The following is a 16,887-nucleotide window of genomic DNA, read 5'->3' as shown; positions in this document are numbered from 1 at the left end:
ATAGACGGGAAGCCGGCTTCACGAGGGAGCCGGAAGCGGAGCATTCGATGAGTAGCCTCGGCGAGATGATCCGGCCCGATGCGGACCGGCACCCCGGGGCGACCGCATCCGACCGCGCCGTGCTGCACGGCCCGGTCCGCCCGGACTTGATCCGCGACGAGGTGCTGGGCGAGATCTTCGCCGAGACCGCGCGCGCCCGGCCGGACCATCCGGCGCTGATCGACGGCGCGGCGACCGATTCCGCCGGCCGGCATCCGCACGTCACCTATGCCGAGGTCTTCGCCCGCGCCGGACGGATCGCCGCCGCGCTCGCGCGCCGCGGGATCGGGCCCGGCGACGTGGTCGGCCTGTGGATGGCCCGCGGGCCGGACCTGCTCACCGCGCAGGTCGGCATCACCCTCTCGGGTGCCGCGTGGTTGCCCTTCGACGCCGAGGCACCCGCCGACCGCGTCGCGGTCTGCCTCGAGGACGCCGCCGCGAAGGCCCTGCTGGTCTCGGCCGCGCTGGCGCCGGGCGCGCCCGCCGTCGCCCCCGCCCTGACCCTCGACGCCCTGCTCGCGGACACGCCGGCGGACGCGGCGGCGCCGGACCTCCGCGCCGCCGGGCTGACGCCACAGCACCCCGCCTACCTGATCTACACCTCCGGCTCGACCGGCGTGCCGAAGGGCATCGTCATCAGCCACGCCAACATCTGCCACTTCCTGCGTTCGGGGAACGCGCTCTACGGGATGGCGCCGGACGACGTGGTGTTCCAGGGCGCCTCGGTCGCCTTCGACCTGTCGATGGAGGAGATCTGGGTCCCGTACCTCGTCGGCGCGACCCTGTTCGTGGCGAGCCCCGCGATGATGGGCGACGTCGAATCGCTGCCCGGGATCATCGCGAGGGCCAACGTCACGGTGATCGACACCGTGCCGACGCTGCTCGCGATGATCACCGGCGACCTTCCGAGCGTGCGCCTGATCCTGCTCGGCGGCGAGGCGCTGCCCGAGCCTCTGGTCGCGCGCTGGGCGACGCCGACGCGAAAACTGTTCAACACCTACGGGCCGACCGAGGCCACGGTGGTGGCGACCGCCGCCGAGATGCGTCCGGGCGTGCCCGTCACCATCGGCGGGCCGATCGCGAACTACTCGGTCTACGTTGCGGGCGAGGATCTGCGCCTGCTCGGGCGCGGCGAGCCGGGCGAGTTGCTGATCGGCGGCCCCGGCGTCGCGAAGGGCTACCTGCAGCGGCCGGAACTCACCGCGGACAAGTTCATCGCCAACCCCTACGCTTCGGACGGCGCCGACCCGTTGCTCTACCGCTCGGGCGACGCGGTCTCTCTCGATGCCGCCGGCAACATCCTGTTCCACGGTCGCATCGACGACCAGGTCAAGATCCGCGGGTTCCGGGTCGAGCTCGGCGAGATCGAATCGCGCATCCAGGCGCAGGCAGGCATCAACCAGGCGGCGGTGGTGCTGCGGAGCGAAGACGGCGTCGACCGGCTCGTCGCGTTCCTCGTGCCCGAGCGCGGCCACGCCTTCGACCGGGCGGCCTTGCGCCGGACGCTGGCCGAGCAGATGCCACCTTACATGGTGCCCGGCCATTTCGAGACGGCCGAGGTGCTGCCGCGCCTCACCTCCGGCAAGGTCGACCGCAAGGCGCTGCGCGTCGCGCCGCTGACCGTCGTCGAAGCCGACGGCGAGCAGGAGCCGCCGGAGAACCAGACCGAGGCGGCCCTGCTGGCCGCCGCCAAGCAGGTCTTCGGCAACCAGCCGATCGCCCTCGACGGCGACTTCTTCACCGACCTCGGCGGCCACTCGCTGCTCGCCGCCCGCTTCGTCGGGGCGGTGCGCGAGGCGCCGGCGCTCGCCGGCATCACGCTGCAGGACGTCTACCGCGAGCGCACCCTGCGCCGGATCTCGGACGCGCTGATCGCGCGGACCGGCGGTGCCGGCATCGAGACCGCGATCCGCGACCTCGCCTTCGTGCCGCCGCCGCTCCTGCGCCGCGCGCTGTGCGGGCTGGCGCAGGCGGTGGCCCTGCCGTTCGTCATCGCGCTCGCGACCTCGCAGTGGCTCGGCATCTTCGTCACCTACCTGCTGCTCACCGGCGGCGGCCTCGGGTTTTTCGGTGAGCTCGGCGTGCTGCTCCTCGTCTACGTGGCGATCAACGCCGTGACGGCGACGATCGCGGTCGCCGCCAAGTGGCTGGTCCTCGGGCGGACCAAGCCCGGCCGCTATCCGCTCTGGGGCGCCTACTACTTCCGCTGGTGGCTGGCGCAGCGCCTGGCGCCTCTGGTCCACATCAAGTGGCTGCAGGGCTCGCCCGCCATCGCCGTCTACCTTCGGCTGATGGGCGCGAAGGTCGGCCGCGACACCCTGATCTCCGATATCGATATCGGCGCGCCCGACCTGCTCATCATCGGCGACGGCGCGTCGCTCGGCGGCCGCCTCGTCATCGCCAACGCCGAGATCGTCGGCAACGAGCTCGTGATCGGGCGGGTCGAGATCGGCCGCGACGTGGCCGTCGGCACGTCCTGCGTCATCAGCCACGACACGGTGATCGGCGACGCGGCCGAGATCGCCGACCTGACCACGATTCCGGCCGGCACCCGCGTCGGCGCCGCCGAGAGCTGGGACGGCTCGCCCGGCCGCAAGGTCGGGATGGCCGACGGCTCGGACCTGCCCGGGCAGGCCCCGGCCTCGGCCCGGCGCCGAACCGGCTTCATGGCAATCTACGTCCTGCTGCTCGGCGCCATCCCCGCCGTCGGCCTGCTGCCGATCTTTCCCGCGTTCTTCCTGTTCGACCAGATTTCGGATTCGCTGTCCGACTTCACCGACGTCGATTACCACTGGTACCTGCCGCTGCTGACGTGGCCGACGGCCATGCTGATGACCGCGGGCACGGTGCTGCTCATCGCCGGCATCCGCTGGATCGTGCTGCCGCGTCGGCGCTCGGGCACCTACTCGATCTGGTCGGGCTTCTACCTGCGCAAGTGGTCGGTGGCGCTCGCCGCCGAGGTGACGCTGGAGACGCTCTCCTCGCTCTTCGCCACCGTCTACATGCGGGCGTGGTACCGCCTGATGGGCGCCCAGATGGGGGAGGGGGCCGAGATCTCGACCAACCTCGGCAGCCGCCACGACCTCGCCGAGGTCGGCAGCCGCAACTTCATCGCCGACGAGGTGGTCTACGGCGAGGAGGAGATCCGCCGCGGCTGGATGCACCTCCATCCGGCCCGCACGGGCGCGCGGGTCTTCGTCGGCAACGACGCGGTGGTCCCGCCGGGCGCCGACATCCCCGACGACGTGCTGATCGGCATCAAGTCGAAGCCGCCCGCCAACGCCGAGATGGCGCCGGGCGACACCTGGTTCGGCTCGCCGCCGATCAAGCTGCCCTCGCGCCAGCGCGTCGACGTCGGCACGCTCGCCCAGACCTACGAGCCGGGCACGCTGGTGAAGCTCCGCCGCGGCGTGTTCGAGGCGTTCGCGACCTCGTTCTCACCGATGCTCTACATCACCCTCGCGATCACCGCGATCGATTGGTACTTCTACCCCAACATCCTCGAGCGCGATTGGAGCGGGCTCGCGATCAGCTTCGTCACCGTCAGCGTCGTGATAACGCTGATCCAGTCCGCCGCCGTCATCGCCATGAAGTGGGTCCTGATGGGGGTGTACCAGCCCGGCATGCAGCCGATGTGGTCGTGGTGGGCGATGCGCACCGAGGCGATCGCCGTCGCCTATTGGGGCCTCGCGGGCAAGGTGCTGCTCGAGCACCTTCAGGGCACGCCGTTCCTCCCCTGGGCGTTGCGGCTGTTCGGCGTGAAGGTCGGCGAAGGGGTGTGCATGCTCACCACCGACATCACCGAGTTCGACTGCGTGACGATCGGTGACTTCGCCACCATCAACCGCACGGCCGCCCTGCAGACCCACCTCTACGAGGACCGGATCATGAAGGTCGGCCGCGTCGTGATCGGCCGGGGCGTCTCGGTCGGCGCGTTCTCGACGGTGCTCTACGACACCAAGGTCGGCGACTACGCCCGGCTGCGCCCGCTCACCATCGTGATGAAGGGCGAATCGATCCCCGCCCATTCGGAGTGGGAAGGCGCGCCGGCCGTGCCGGTGGTGCAGACGGCGCCGTCCGATCGGGCGGCGGCTTGAGCCACGAATCGAAAAGGGCAGGCCGCCGTTTCGGCGCCTGCCCTTTTCGTTTGCCGCAAAATGCCGCTCGGCTCAGACCGCGTCTTCCTTCCGGCCGAGGCGCTTGTCGAGGTAGGTGTCGACCGTCTGGGTCAGCTCGTCGACCTTGCCGTCGAAGAAGTGGTTGGCGCCCTCGACCATCTGGTGCTCGATGATGACGCCCTTCTGGGTCTTCACCTTCTCGATCACCGGCATCACCTCACGCGCCGGTGCCACGCGATCCTCGGAGCCGTGCACGAACAGGCCCGAGGAGGGGCAGGGGGCGAGGAAGGTGAAGTCGTAGCGGTTGGCCATCGCGGCGATCGAGATGAAGCCCTCGATCTCGGGGCGGCGCATCAGCAGCTGCATCCCGATCCACGAGCCGAAGGACACGCCGGCGATCCAGCACGACTTCGCCTCGGGGTTGACCGACTGAACCCAGTCGAGCGCGGCGGCGGCGTCCGACAGCTCGCCCGATCCGTGGTCGAAGGCGCCCTGGCTGCGGCCGACGCCGCGGAAGTTGAAGCGCAGGGACGCGAAGCCGCGGTTCGCGAACGTGTAGAAGAGGTTGTACACGATCTGATTGTTCATCGTGCCGCCGAACTGCGGATGCGGGTGCAGCACGATCGCGATCGGCGCGCCCCGCTTCTTGGGGGCCTGATAGCGACCCTCCAGTCGGCCGGCGGGACCGGTGAAGATGACCTCGGGCATAGTTCCTCGACTCCTGTGGCCGTGCCGCGTGGGTGTGCCCGCCGCGATGGCCGTGTACGCCTCAGCCTGAGCGGTCCGCGCGACCGCCTTGACTCGTCCCGCGCCGGACGTAAAAGCGCTCTTAGAATAATTCTAGGCGATTAGAAATATTCTAAACAACGCGGCTGCGGGCGTTTCCCCGACCAGCCCGGAAGCGCCGCTCGGCGCTTCGAAACCGTGTCGTCGGCGCGGCTTAGCACGCCGACCCGGTGCCAAAGCAAGGAAATGTCGCATCTTTCGGCAGTCGGAGATCGGATGACAGCAGACCGCGCCTATCTCGACCACAACGCCACGTCTCCGGTCCGTCCGGCGGTGTCGCAGGCGGTCGCGCGGGCGCTGTCGCTTCCGGGCAACCCGTCCTCCGTTCACGCCGAGGGGCGTGCGGCGCGGGCGATGCTGGAGGAGGCGCGGGAACGCGTCGCGCGACTCGTCGGGGCGACGCCGCCGCAGGTGACCTTCACCAGCGGCGGCACGGAAGCCGCCAACGCCGTGCTGTCCGGCGCGCTCCGCCGCCGGGGCCGCCCGGCGCCGACGCGGCTGCTGGTCGGCGCAACCGAGCACCCCTGCGTCACCGCGGGGCACCGCTTCCCGGCGGACGCCGTCGAGGTGCTGCCGGTGCTGGCCTCCGGCGTGATCGATCTCGACGCGCTGGCCGCCCGCCTCGCCGCGTTGCGCGACGCGGACGTGCTCGTCTCGGTTCACGCCGCCAACAACGAGACCGGCGTGGTGCAGCCGATCTCAGACGTCGTCGCCCTGGCGCGGTCGCATGGCCGCGCCCTGGTGCACAGCGACGCGGTGCAGGCCGTCGGCAAAATCCCGCTCGATGTCTCAGCACTCGGGCTCGATGCGCTGACCCTGTCGGGCCACAAGTTCGCCGCGCCGAAGGGCGTCGGCGCGTTGGTGCTGCGCGACGACGTCCAGCTCGACGCGGCCTTCGTCCGCGGCGGCGGGCAGGAGGCGCGGCTGCGCTGCGGCACCGAGAACCTTCCCGGCATCGTCGGGATGGGCGAGGCGGCGGAGATCGCGCGCAACGCCCTCGACGCGGACGCGCTGCGCCTCGCGACGTTGCGCGACGCGCTCGAAGATGCGGTCCTCGCCCGCGCGCCCGACGCCGTGGTGTTCGGCCGCGGCGCCGCGCGGTTGCCGAACACCCTGTGCTTTTCGGTGCCTGGGGTCGATGCGCCGACCGCGTTGATCGCCTTCGATCTCGCCGGCGTGGCGGTGTCGTCGGGCTCGGCCTGCGCCTCCGGCAAGGTCGCGCGGTCGCCGGTTCTCGCCGCGATGGGCGTGAGCCCTGCGTTGGCCACAGGGGCGCTCCGCGTCAGCCTTGGCTGGAATACGGGGGAGGGCGACACTGCGCGCTTCCTCGGAGCCTTCGAACGGGTCGTCGAGACCCTATATAGACGGCGAGGGTTGGCGGCCTGAGGGCCGCGCCTGCGCCATCGCACATGGAAGCCCCCGGTCCTTGAAACCGGCGACGCTTAGGAGACGCTGATGCCTGCCGTGCAGGAAACCATCGATCGGGTCCGCTCGATCGACCTCGACCAGTACAAGTACGGCTTCGAGACCACCATCGAGATGGAGAAGTCCGAGAAGGGCATCTCCGAGGACGTGGTGCGCTTCATCTCCGCCAAGAAGAACGAGCCGGAGTGGATGCTCGCGTGGCGCCTGGACGCCTACAAGCGCTGGCAGACCATGCAGGAGCCGGACTGGGCGCGGGTCGCCTACGACAAGGTCGACTACAACAACATCTACTACTACGCCGCGCCGAAGCGCCCGGCGGCGATGTCGCTCGACGAGATCGATCCCGAGATCCTGAAGACCTACGAGAAGCTCGGCATCCCGCTTCGCGAGGTCGAGGTTCTGGAGGGCATCGCCCCCGAGCGTCGCGTCGCGGTCGACGCGGTGTTCGACTCGGTCTCGGTGGCCACCACCTTCAAGGCCGAGCTGTCGAAGGCCGGCGTGATCTTCATGCCGATCTCCGAGGCGATCCGCGAGTATCCGGACCTCGTCAAGAAGTACCTCGGCTCGGTCGTGCCGGTGACCGACAACTTCTTCGCGACGCTGAACTCGGCGGTCTTCTCCGACGGGTCGTTCGTCTACATCCCGCCGGGCGTGCGCTGCCCGATGGAGCTGTCGACCTACTTCCGCATCAACGAGCGCGACACCGGCCAGTTCGAGCGCACGCTGATCATCGCCGACAAGGGCTCCTACGTCTCGTATCTCGAGGGCTGCACCGCCCCGAAGCGTGACGACAACCAGCTGCACGCGGCGGTCGTCGAGTTGGTCGCCCTGGACGACGCCGAGATCAAATACTCGACGGTCCAGAACTGGTACCCCGGCGACAACGAGGGCAAGGGCGGCATCTACAACTTCGTGACCAAGCGCGGCGATTGCCGCGGCGCCCGCTCGAAGATCTCGTGGACGCAGGTCGAGACCGGCTCGGCGATCACCTGGAAGTACCCGTCCTGCATCCTGCGCGGCGACGAGTCCCGCGGCGAGTTCTACTCGATCGCGGTGTCGAACGGCATGCAGCAGGTCGATTCCGGCACCAAGATGATCCATCTCGGCAAGAACACCACCAGCCGGATCATCTCGAAGGGCATCTCGGCCGGCCGCTCGCAGAACACCTATCGCGGGCTCGTCTCGGCGCACAAGAAGGCGTCGAACGCGCGCAACTTCACCAACTGCGACAGCTTGCTGATCGGCGACCAGTGCGGGGCGCACACTGTGCCCTACATCGAGTCGAAGAACGCGAGCGCGGTGTTCGAGCACGAGGCCACCACCTCGAAGATCTCCGAGGACCAGAAGTTCTACTGCCTCCAGCGCGGCCTCTCCGAAGAGGAGGCGACCGCGCTGATCGTCAACGGCTTCGTCCGCGACGTGCTGCAGCAGCTGCCGATGGAGTTCGCGGTGGAGGCCCAGAAGCTGATCTCGATCAGCCTCGAAGGCTCGGTCGGCTGACGCGCCTCGGCCAGACGCTTTGAAATGCCCTCCCCCTTACGGGGGAGGCGCCCTTCGCGCCGACGAAGCGCGGGATACGAATTCTTACGGGACTAAGCCAACATGCTCGAAATCAAGAACCTCGTCGTGCAGATCGAGGACAACCGCATCCTCAACGGCCTGAACCTCACAGTGAACGACGGCGAAGTCGCCGCGATCATGGGGCCGAACGGCTCCGGCAAGTCGACGCTCTCCTACGTCATCGCCGGCAAGGAGGACTACGAGGTCCTCGACGGCGAGATCCTGCTCGACGGCCAGAACGTGCTGAAGATGGGCGCCGACGAGCGCGCAGCCGCCGGCGTGTTCCTCGCCTTCCAGTACCCGCTGGAAATCCCCGGCGTCGGCACGATGACCTTCCTCAAGGCCTGCCTCAACGCCCAGCGCCGCGCCCGCGGCGAGGCTGAGATCGCCACGCCCGACTTCATCCGGAAGGTCAACGCGGCCGCCGAGAAGCTCGAGATCAACAAGGACATGCTCCGGCGCGCCCTCAACGTCGGATTCTCTGGCGGCGAGAAGAAGCGCATGGAGATCCTGCAGATGGCGCTGCTGCAGCCGAAGTTCTGCGTGCTCGACGAGACCGATTCCGGCCTCGACATCGATGCGCTGCGCATTGTCTCCGAGGGCGTGAACGCGCTACGCGCGGAAGGCCGCTCGTTCCTGGTCATCACCCACTACCAGCGCCTGCTCGACTATATCGTGCCCGACACCGTCCACGTCATGTCGAAGGGCCTGATCGTGAAGACCGGCGGCAAGGAGCTCGCCAAGGAGCTCGAGGCGTCCGGCTACGCCGAGTACCGCACCAACGAGGCCGCGTAAGCCAATGGCCGACATCGCCAACCTCCGCACCTCGGCCGAGACCGGTCTCTCGACCCTGTTCGAGACCGCCCGCAAGGGCTTCGGCAGCGATAAAGCGATCGACCGCGAAGAGGCGTTCCGCTTCTTCGAGGCGGCCGGGCTGCCGAGCCGCCGCGTCGAGGCGTTCAAGTACACCGATTTGCGCGCCGCGATGCAGGAAGCCGCGCCGCCGGCCGACGCACCGTCCCTCGACGTGGCCAAGGCCGCCGTCGCCTCCGCGACCGCGTTCTCGGCGATCGAGGCGGTACGCCTGACCTTCGTCAACGGGCACCTGATCCGCGAGCTGTCGGACCTCGATCGCGTCCCGGCCGGCGTTTCGGTGTCGCCGTTGAACGACGCCCTCAGCCAGGGCGATGCGCGCCTCAAGAACCTCGCCCCCGTCGCGCAGGCGCGAGAGAACCCGATCTACCAGCTCAACACGGCCTTCCTCGCCGACGGCGCGCTGATCTCGGTGGAGGCCGGCGCCAAGGTCGAGACCCCGCTGCACCTGCGCTTCGTCGGCGCCGGGACCGAGGGTTTCTCGACCGCGACGCGAGTGCTGGTCGAGGTCGCCGACGGTGCCGAGTTCACCCTGCTGGAGACGCATGAAGGGCCGAACGGGCTGACCTACCAGCCCAACGACGCCCTGGACGTGCATGTCGGCAAGCATGCCGCCTTCCGGCACGCGCGCATCAACCGCGAGGGCGACAAGGCGATCGCCCTGTCGACGATCAGCGTCCGGCTCGACGACGAATCGCGGTTGGAGACCGTGAACCTCGTTACCGGCGCGGTCCTGTCGCGCCATCAGATCTTCATGCACGTCGCGGGTGAGAACGTGAACGCCGTCGTCAACGGCGCCACGATGCTCGGCAACGGGCAGCTTGCGGATTCGACCCTGCTCGCCGACCACGCGGCGGTCGGCGGCGTCGGCCGCGAGATGTTCAAGACGGTGATCGACGGGGACGCCACCGGCGTGTTCCAGGGCAAGATCATTGTCCGCCAGATGGCGCAGAAGACCGACGGCAAGATGAAGTCGGATTGTCTGCTCCTCTCCGACGAGGGGCAGATGATGAACAAGCCGGAGCTGGAGATCTTCGCCGACGACGTCGCCTGCGGCCACGGCGCCACATGCGGCGCCCCGGACCAGGATCTCCTTTTCTACCTCATGGCCCGCGGCCTGCCGAAGCCGATCGCCGAGAGCCTGCTGGTGCAGGCCTTCGTCGGCGAGGCGGTGGAATCTGTGACCCACGAAGGTGCACGCGCCGCGCTGATCGGCGAGATCGAGGCGTGGCTCGCGTCGCGGGGGTGAACCCTTCGCGTCGCGGTATCCCTCCCCGCCCTTTTCTGGAGGGGGCCGCCTTGGCGACTCTCGCAGGAGAACTTCAGCGCATCCGGTGGCTTCCGAAAGCCGCCTCACTCCAGCGTATCGGAATGAGGATGGCGCCGGGGAGGGGCGACGCTGTGAACGACAACCCGGATCGAAGGTCGCGACCATGAACGCACCCATGCTGCATCCAGCCTACGACGTCGAGGCGATCCGGGCGCAATTCCCGATCCTCTCCGAAAAGGTCTACGGCAAGCCGCTCGTCTACCTCGACAACGCCGCCTCGTCGCAGAAGCCGCGTGCGGTGATCGACGCGATGGTGGCATGCATGGAGACCGGGTACGCCAACGTCCACCGCGGCCTGCACTTCATGGCCAACGCGGCGACCGAAGGGTTCGAGGGCGCGCGCGAGACGACGCGGCAGTTCCTGAACGCCGCGTCCACGGATGAGATCATCTTCACCCGCAACGCCACCGAGGCCTACAACCTCGTGGCGTCGTCGATGGGCTGGGGCGGGATGATCGGGGAGGGCGACGAGATCATCCTCTCGATCATGGAGCACCATTCCAACATCGTGCCGTGGCACTTCCTACGCGAGCGGCGCGGGGCGGTGATCAAGTGGGCGCCGGTCGACGACGACGGCAACTTCCTCGTCGAGGAATACGAGAAGCTGTTCACGCCGCGCACCAAGATGGTCGCGATCACGCAGATGTCGAACGTGCTCGGCACGGTCACGCCGGCGGCGGAGATCGTGCGCATCGCCCACGCCCACGGCGTGCCGGTGCTCCTCGACGGCGCGCAGAGCGCGGTGCATCAGCCGATCGACGTGCGGGCTCTCGATTGCGACTTCTTCGTCTTCACCGGACACAAGGTCTACGGCCCGACCGGGATCGGCGTGCTCTACGGCAAGAAGGAATGGCTCGACCGCCTGCCGCCCTACCAGGGCGGCGGCGAGATGATCCGCACGGTGAGCCAGGACGCCATCACCTACAACGACCCGCCGCACCGCTTCGAGGCGGGCACGCCCGCGATCGTCGAGGCCGTCGGCCTCGGTGCGGCGCTGGAGTTCATGATGGGGATCGGCCGAGAGAAGATCGCCGCCCACGAGGCCGACCTCACGGCCTACGCGCAGGAGCGGCTCGGCGCGATGAACTCCGTCCGCCAGATCGGCAACGCCAAGGGCAAGGGCGGCGTAATCGCCTTCGAGATGAAGGGCGCGCATGCCCACGACATCGCGACGGTGATCGACCGCTCCGGCGTTGCGGTCCGCGCCGGCACGCATTGCGCCATGCCGCTGCTCACGCGCTTCGGCGTCACCTCCACCTGCCGCGCCTCGTTCGGGCTCTACAACACCCGCGCCGAGATCGATGTGCTGGCCGAGGCGCTGGCCCGCGCCGAGATGATGTTCGCCTGAGTGTATGGACATGGCGGCCGCTTGGCGGCGGCCCGAGAAGGAGACGACGATGAGCAGCGATGCGACGATCACCGGGGGCGCGAACACGCCGAAGGTCGCGGGGGCCGAGGGCGTGCCGCCGGCGGAACTCGACCGCCTGACCGACGACATCGTGGCGGCACTGAAATCCGTCTACGATCCGGAGATCCCGGCCGACATCTACGAGCTCGGCCTGATCTACAAGGTCGACATCGACGACGACCGCAAGGTCGCCATCGACATGACGCTGACGGCGCCGGGCTGCCCGGTCGCCGGCGAGATGCCCGGCTGGGTCGAGGATGCGGTCGCCAAAGTGCCGGGAGTCCAGTCCTGCGCGGTGACGATGGTGTTCGATCCGCCGTGGGATCAGAGCCGCATGTCCGACGAGGCCCGCGTCGCCCTCGACATGTGGTGAGGCTGGCCGATCAGCGCGGCGGCTCCGGCTCGCGCTCGAACGTCATGTCCTCATAGATGTCGGCGAGGTCCAGGGCGGCACCGATGGCGGGCAGGTCGATCCGGTCCGTCATCGCTTCGTAGGCCGAGGTTTCCCAGGCGCCCCCATCCTCGTCCCGGCGATAGAGGACGGCGCCGGAGAAGCGGGTCTCGACGAGCAGGATGTAGCGCAACGTCGGATGACGCCGGTATTCGTCGAGCTTCTTGAACCGGTCGATGCTGCTGGTCGAGGGCGACAGCACCTCGACGACGAGGCGCGGCGAACGGTTCTCGTAGGTGTCGCGAGCGAGGTCGCCGCATTCCACGGTGATGTCCGGGCGGCGGATCGTCGTGATGCTGGTGCGCAGCGCGACGTCGTCGGTCGTCGGACGGCAGCCGGATCCGCGCAACTGCCCATGAAGCGATGCGATGATGTTCACGGTGGCCCGGTCGTGCTGGACGCTCGCTCCGGTCATCATCTTCACGTGCGGCACCGGGATGCCGTCAACGAGTTCGTAGAGCCCGTCCTGGTCGCGTTGCCACGCGAAGAACTCGTCCGCGCTCATTCTGCGAATTGCCGGCTCGCCCATGGGCCCCTCCGATCGACCGCGACGATCCTAACATGGCTCGGGCGCGGGTGTAGACCACGCCCGTCGCGATCCTTATCTTAACGCCGTACGCTCACCCTCAACCGCCCGGGCCTTGAACCCGGCTGCCGGAGAGACACCGATGTCCACGAGTTTCAAGGTCATGTCGCTGACGGACGCGGCAGCCGACCGCATCAAGGCGATCATCGCCGACGCAGACCGGCCGATCGCCGGGCTTCGGGTCGGCGTGAAGAACGGCGGCTGCGCCGGGATGTCCTACACGATGGAATATGCCGAGGATCGCAAGCCCGGCGAGGACATGGTCGAGGATCGCGGCGTGAAGGTCTTCGTCGATCCGAAGGCGCTGCTGTTCCTGCTCGGCACGCAGATGGACTTCCAAACGTCCAAGCTCGCCTCGCAGTTCGTGTTCAACAACCCGAACCAGACCTCGGCCTGCGGCTGCGGCGAATCCGTCGCGATCACGCCGGTCGGCCCGGAGCGGTTGCTCGCCCCGGCCTGAACGACGCCTTTTCGGATCAGGCGACCGCGGCGGCGAGTTCGGCCGTGGTCGCGTCGTCGAGCGTGCGGTTGCGGCCGGAACGCTTGGCCGCGAACATGCACAGGTCGGCGCGCTCCAGCAGCGAGACCGGGTTGTCGCCACGGCGGTAGGTCGCGACGCCGAGCGAGATCGTGACCTTGCCGAGCGACTCGCCGGTGGAACGCTTCATCAGCTCCCGGCCCATGACGCTGATGCGGACCTTCTCGGCGATGGCGCGGGCAGTTTCGCGGGTGGCGTTCGGCAGAAGGATGCCGAATTCTTCGCCGCCGAAGCGGGCGAGCATCGCGCCCTTCTCGACGCTTTCCCGCATCACGACCGCCACCAGCCTCAGCACCTGATCGCCGATGAGGTGGCCGTAGAGATCGTTGAAGCGCTTGAAGAAGTCGATGTCGAGGACGATCAGGCTCGGCTGGGCGCCGCGGGCCGCGCCGTCGAGGGCCTTTTGCAGCATCTCCTCGAAGTGCTTGCGGTTCGCAAGTCCGGTTAGCGGATCGGTCAGACTCTCGATCCGGGTCGCCTCGAGCTTTTCGCGCAGCGATTCGACCTCCGTGCGGCTCTCGCGCATCCGCGCTTCGAGGGTGCGGTTGTTGGATGCCACCTCGCGGGTGGTGGCGACCAGGGTCGCCACGATCTCGCGCAGGCGTGCGCGGTTCAGGGTCGAGACCGAGAGGTCGAGGCTCAACGCACGCAGGGACTCACCGTACTGCGCCGCCGAGCCGAGGGAGAGGTCGAGCATCTCCATGACGCCCTCGATCTCGGCCAGCATCGTCGCGCCGGTCTCCCCGGCGGCGGCGGCGTAGCGCGAGCCGTCGAGATACGTGTCGTAGAGTTCGTCGATGTCCGTCGGCGAAAGCCCCTCGCTCTGCGCGGTGAGCCGCTTGATCGCGTCGTTCATCAAGGGGCGGTCGCCGGACACGTAGGTGTACCAGACGGCATAGGCCCGCGGGGTCGCGGAAGGCCCGTAATCGCGCATCAATTCCTGGGCGCGTTGCGCCAAGGCGAAGCTGCGATCACGGTCTGCGTACTGCCCGTCGCTCATCCGATCCCCGTCGGTCCGTCACGGTCCCGGCGCGTGATGCGAACGGAACCGACGTCACAAGCTACCTCAAGGAGCGTGGACGGACCGTTAAGGCCAAGGTCGCGGATATGACGTCAGTCCTGTTTCTTGATCGCCGCCGAACGCAACATGAAGGCGGGCACGTGATCGCCGAGGCCGACCGGCGTGTCGCCGTCCTCGTCGCGCCGCCGCCCGTGGCCGCGGTCGTCGCGCGACCGCTCCTGAACCGGGCGCGGAGGGGGAGCGCTGGTCCGCTCGGTGCGCGGCCGAACCTCGGCCCTCTGACGCTGTGGAGTCTCGCGCCGAGGCTCGTCCTGCCGGCTGCGGGCCTCGCGGCGCGGAGGCGCCTCCTCGGGAGGGGGCGACTCTAGGTTGGCCGTTGGTTCGGCGTCTGGCGACCCACGGCGCGCCCTGGACGACCGGGCCTCGCGCGGCGCATCGGCCTCGGCCGGAGCCCTCCGGCCGCGCCGCGACGTGTCGGTGGAGCGTCCGCGATGACGGGTGCGGGGCTCTCCGTCCTCTTCGGCCGCGGGCACAGTGGTGGCGGTCGCAGCGGTATCGAGGTCGCCGTCCATCCACGGGATCGGTTGGCCGATCAGCGACTCGATCGCCTGCAGCGAGCGGTCGTCGCTGCGGCTGACCAGGGTGAAGGCCGCCCCCGAGCGGCCGGCGCGGCCGGTGCGGCCGATGCGGTGGACGTAGTCCTCGGGATGGTTCGGCACGTCGAAGTTGAAGACGTGGCTCACCGCCGGGATGTCTAGGCCGCGGGCGGCGACGTCGCTGGCCACCAGCAGCGCTGTCTCGCCGCCGCGGAAGGCGTCGAGGGCAGTTGTGCGCGAACGCTGATCCATGTCGCCGTGCAAGGCAGCCGCATCGAAGCCGTGGCTGACCAGCGACTTCTGCAGCAGCGCCACGTCGCGCTTGCGGTTGCAGAAGATGATGCCGTTCTTGAGGTCCGCCTCGCCGCGAATCAGCCGCCGCAGGCGATCACGCTTGGCGCTGCCGTCCGACGAGGTCGCGACCAGGCGCTGGACGATGGTCGAAGCGGTGGAGGCGGCGCGCGCCACCTCGATCCGCTCAGGGTTGTGCAGGAAGATGTCCGCGAGGCGCTCGATCTCCGGCGGCATGGTCGCGGAGAAGAACAGCGTCTGGCGCGTGAACGGCACCATCTTCACGATGCGCTCGATGTCGGGGATGAACCCCATGTCGAGCATGCGGTCCGCCTCGTCGATCACCAGCAGCTCGACGCCGCTCAGAAGCAGCTTGCCGCGCTCGAAATGGTCGAGGAGCCGGCCCGGCGTCGCGATCAGCACATCGGTCCCGCGGGTCAGCTTCGCATCCTGGTCTGCGAAGGAGACGCCACCGATAATCAGCGCGACGTTGAGCTTGTGGTTGGTGCCGTAGCGGTCGAAGTTCTCCACGACCTGCGCCGCGAGTTCGCGCGTCGGCTCGAGGATGAGGGTTCGCGGCATCCGGGCGCGGGCACGCCCGTTCTCGAGCATGGTCAGCATCGGCAGGGTGAAGGCCGCGGTCTTGCCGGTGCCGGTCTGCGCGATGCCGAGCACGTCGCGGCGCGCTAGGACGTGCGGAATCGCCTGGCTCTGGATCGGCGTCGGTTCCGTATAGCCGGCGGCGGTGACGGCCTGGAGGACCTTGTCGCTCAATCCGAGATCGGCAAATGACATAATCTTTTGAGAACCGTTACGCGCGGGGTCAAGCAGGCCGGCGCGGAGAACGTCCTCGCGGCGACGGCGGCGACGGCCTGTCGGAACGCAAGCCCGTCGCACCTGCGGATGCGCGGGACACTTAGGCCCTTGCTACCACTTGTCAATTGGAGGCCGCCGGCCGAGGGGGGTTTCCCCGTGTGAAACGGCCGTGCCGTCCTCACGGACGCAGCGCGTGCGTCCCGCCCGACAGGCCGCAGGGGTCGAGTCTCACCGCGCGAGCGCCCTGCGCGATCGAGCCGGTGGTCTCGGGATCGATGACGCCGCGGGCTATTCCGGATTGGGCGACGTGGGTCGAAGCGGGCGGGATGCGATCCGGTTGCGCGAAGTGGTGGACGGCCACCAGACCGAACAAACCGGCGATGCCGGCTGTCTGGATCGCCCAGCGCAGGGTGCCGTGCGACGGCGCCGGTTCATAATCCTCGCCCATCGTGATCCCCCCCGGGTCGCCCGTGCGTCCGTTCGCGTGGAGGATGACGCCACAGGGTTAATCCCGGCCTTACGAACGGAGCCACGTCTGCGACCGGAAATAAAGTGCCGGCGCCGGCGGCGCCCTTTATCATTTGATAAGCACTGGGCCGCCTTCCGCGACCGCGGCGCGCAAATCTGAACAACAGAACCCCGGCGGGAAATCCATTTGATCTTCTTCCCCCAGCCATGTGCGCCAAAACACACACGCGAACGACATCGGGTAAGCCGGGCGTAACCTTCACCTTTCGTTGACGGCTTCCGGTTCATCTAGCCGAGCTTGTTGCAGGAAAGCGACAGACCGAGCGGGCAACCCGGTTTAGAACCACCTCGGCTTTGCCAATCAGGACCCAGAAAAAATGAAGAGCCTTCTCCTCGCCACCACCGTGCTCGTTGGCCTCACCGCCGCCGCGTCCGCTGCCGACCTTCCGCGTCGCGCACCGCCGCCGGTGTTCACGCCCGTTCCGGTGTTCACCTGGACCGGCGCCTACTTCGGTATCAACGCCGGCTACGGCTTCGATGCCAGCGAGCGCCGCGGCGCCACCGTCGTCGGCGTCTCGCCC

At 68.5% G+C, this 16,887-nt stretch carries 13 protein-coding genes and 1 pseudogene; 9 read left to right on the top strand and 5 right to left on the bottom strand.

Translation table 11 applies throughout. The features are described from left to right. Positions 1–47 precede the first annotated feature (47 nt). Positions 48–4,136, top strand: a complete 4,089-nt coding sequence (locus tag MFF13_RS24980; RefSeq protein ID WP_238273259.1) for a Pls/PosA family non-ribosomal peptide synthetase — start codon at positions 48–50, stop codon at positions 4,134–4,136. Positions 4,137–4,208: 72 nt separating this feature from the next. Here the strand turns inward: MFF13_RS24980 and MFF13_RS24975 are convergent, their stop codons facing one another. Further along, positions 4,209–4,865, bottom strand: a complete 657-nt coding sequence (locus tag MFF13_RS24975) for an alpha/beta hydrolase (protein WP_147831064.1) — start codon at positions 4,863–4,865, stop codon at positions 4,209–4,211. 294 nt (positions 4,866–5,159) lie between these two features. On the opposite strand from MFF13_RS24975, the gene MFF13_RS24970 reads away from it, so the two are divergent. The 6 genes from MFF13_RS24970 to MFF13_RS24945 all read left to right on the top strand — a co-directional run bounded on the left by MFF13_RS24970 (position 5,160) and on the right by MFF13_RS24945 (position 11,912). Next, a complete protein-coding gene (locus MFF13_RS24970; protein WP_238273258.1) occupies positions 5,160–6,329 on the top strand; it encodes a cysteine desulfurase family protein in 1,170 nt (389 codons plus the stop codon). A gap of 69 nt (positions 6,330–6,398) precedes the next feature. Further along, positions 6,399–7,868, top strand: coding sequence for a Fe-S cluster assembly protein SufB (sufB, locus tag MFF13_RS24965; protein WP_147753107.1), 1,470 nt, complete (start codon positions 6,399–6,401; stop codon positions 7,866–7,868). Between the two features lie 102 nt (positions 7,869–7,970). Continuing rightward, positions 7,971–8,723: a Fe-S cluster assembly ATPase SufC gene (gene sufC, locus MFF13_RS24960; RefSeq protein ID WP_147831059.1), complete on the top strand. Its 753-nt coding sequence runs from the start codon at positions 7,971–7,973 to the stop codon at positions 8,721–8,723. Positions 8,724–8,727: 4 nt separating this feature from the next. Next, a complete protein-coding gene (locus MFF13_RS24955) occupies positions 8,728–10,050 on the top strand; it encodes a SufB/SufD family protein (protein WP_238273257.1) in 1,323 nt (440 codons plus the stop codon). 184 nt (positions 10,051–10,234) lie between these two features. Then, complete coding sequence (locus tag MFF13_RS24950) at positions 10,235–11,479, top strand: cysteine desulfurase (protein WP_147831055.1); 1,245 nt, start codon at positions 10,235–10,237, stop codon at positions 11,477–11,479. Positions 11,480–11,528: 49 nt separating this feature from the next. Beyond that, positions 11,529–11,912, top strand: coding sequence for an SUF system Fe-S cluster assembly protein (locus MFF13_RS24945; protein ID WP_147726384.1), 384 nt, complete (start codon positions 11,529–11,531; stop codon positions 11,910–11,912). Between the two features lie 10 nt (positions 11,913–11,922). Here the strand turns inward: MFF13_RS24945 and MFF13_RS24940 are convergent, their stop codons facing one another. Then, positions 11,923–12,495, bottom strand: coding sequence for a Uma2 family endonuclease (locus MFF13_RS24940; RefSeq protein WP_238273256.1), 573 nt, complete (start codon positions 12,493–12,495; stop codon positions 11,923–11,925). 163 nt (positions 12,496–12,658) lie between these two features. Between MFF13_RS24940 and sufA the strand changes: the two genes are divergently transcribed. Further along, positions 12,659–13,036 carry a Fe-S cluster assembly scaffold SufA gene (gene sufA, locus MFF13_RS24935; RefSeq protein WP_147753102.1) on the top strand — a complete coding sequence of 126 codons (378 nt, stop codon included), beginning with the start codon at positions 12,659–12,661 and terminating at the stop codon, positions 13,034–13,036. Between the two features lie 16 nt (positions 13,037–13,052). Here sufA and MFF13_RS24930 read toward each other — a convergent pair whose 3' ends face one another. From MFF13_RS24930 to MFF13_RS24920, 3 genes are all read right to left on the bottom strand, one after another. After that, on the bottom strand, positions 13,053–14,114 hold the full coding sequence (locus MFF13_RS24930; protein WP_147831051.1) for a GGDEF domain-containing protein: 1,062 nt from the start codon (positions 14,112–14,114) through the stop codon (positions 13,053–13,055). A gap of 113 nt (positions 14,115–14,227) precedes the next feature. Then, positions 14,228–15,817, bottom strand: a complete 1,590-nt coding sequence (locus tag MFF13_RS24925; protein WP_238273255.1) for a DEAD/DEAH box helicase — start codon at positions 15,815–15,817, stop codon at positions 14,228–14,230. Between the two features lie 199 nt (positions 15,818–16,016). Further along, positions 16,017–16,286: a hypothetical protein gene (locus MFF13_RS24920; protein WP_147831047.1), complete on the bottom strand. Its 270-nt coding sequence runs from the start codon at positions 16,284–16,286 to the stop codon at positions 16,017–16,019. 397 nt (positions 16,287–16,683) lie between these two features. Here MFF13_RS24920 and MFF13_RS24915 point away from each other — a divergent pair. Next, positions 16,684–16,887, top strand: a pseudogene (locus MFF13_RS24915) (porin family protein); the annotation flags it as partial.

Source organism: Methylobacterium cerastii, from assembly GCF_022179125.1.
Lineage (GTDB): Bacteria > Pseudomonadota > Alphaproteobacteria > Rhizobiales > Beijerinckiaceae > Methylobacterium > Methylobacterium cerastii.
Note: the sequence above shows the minus strand (reverse complement) of the source record. Positions and strands in the feature narration are given on the sequence as shown.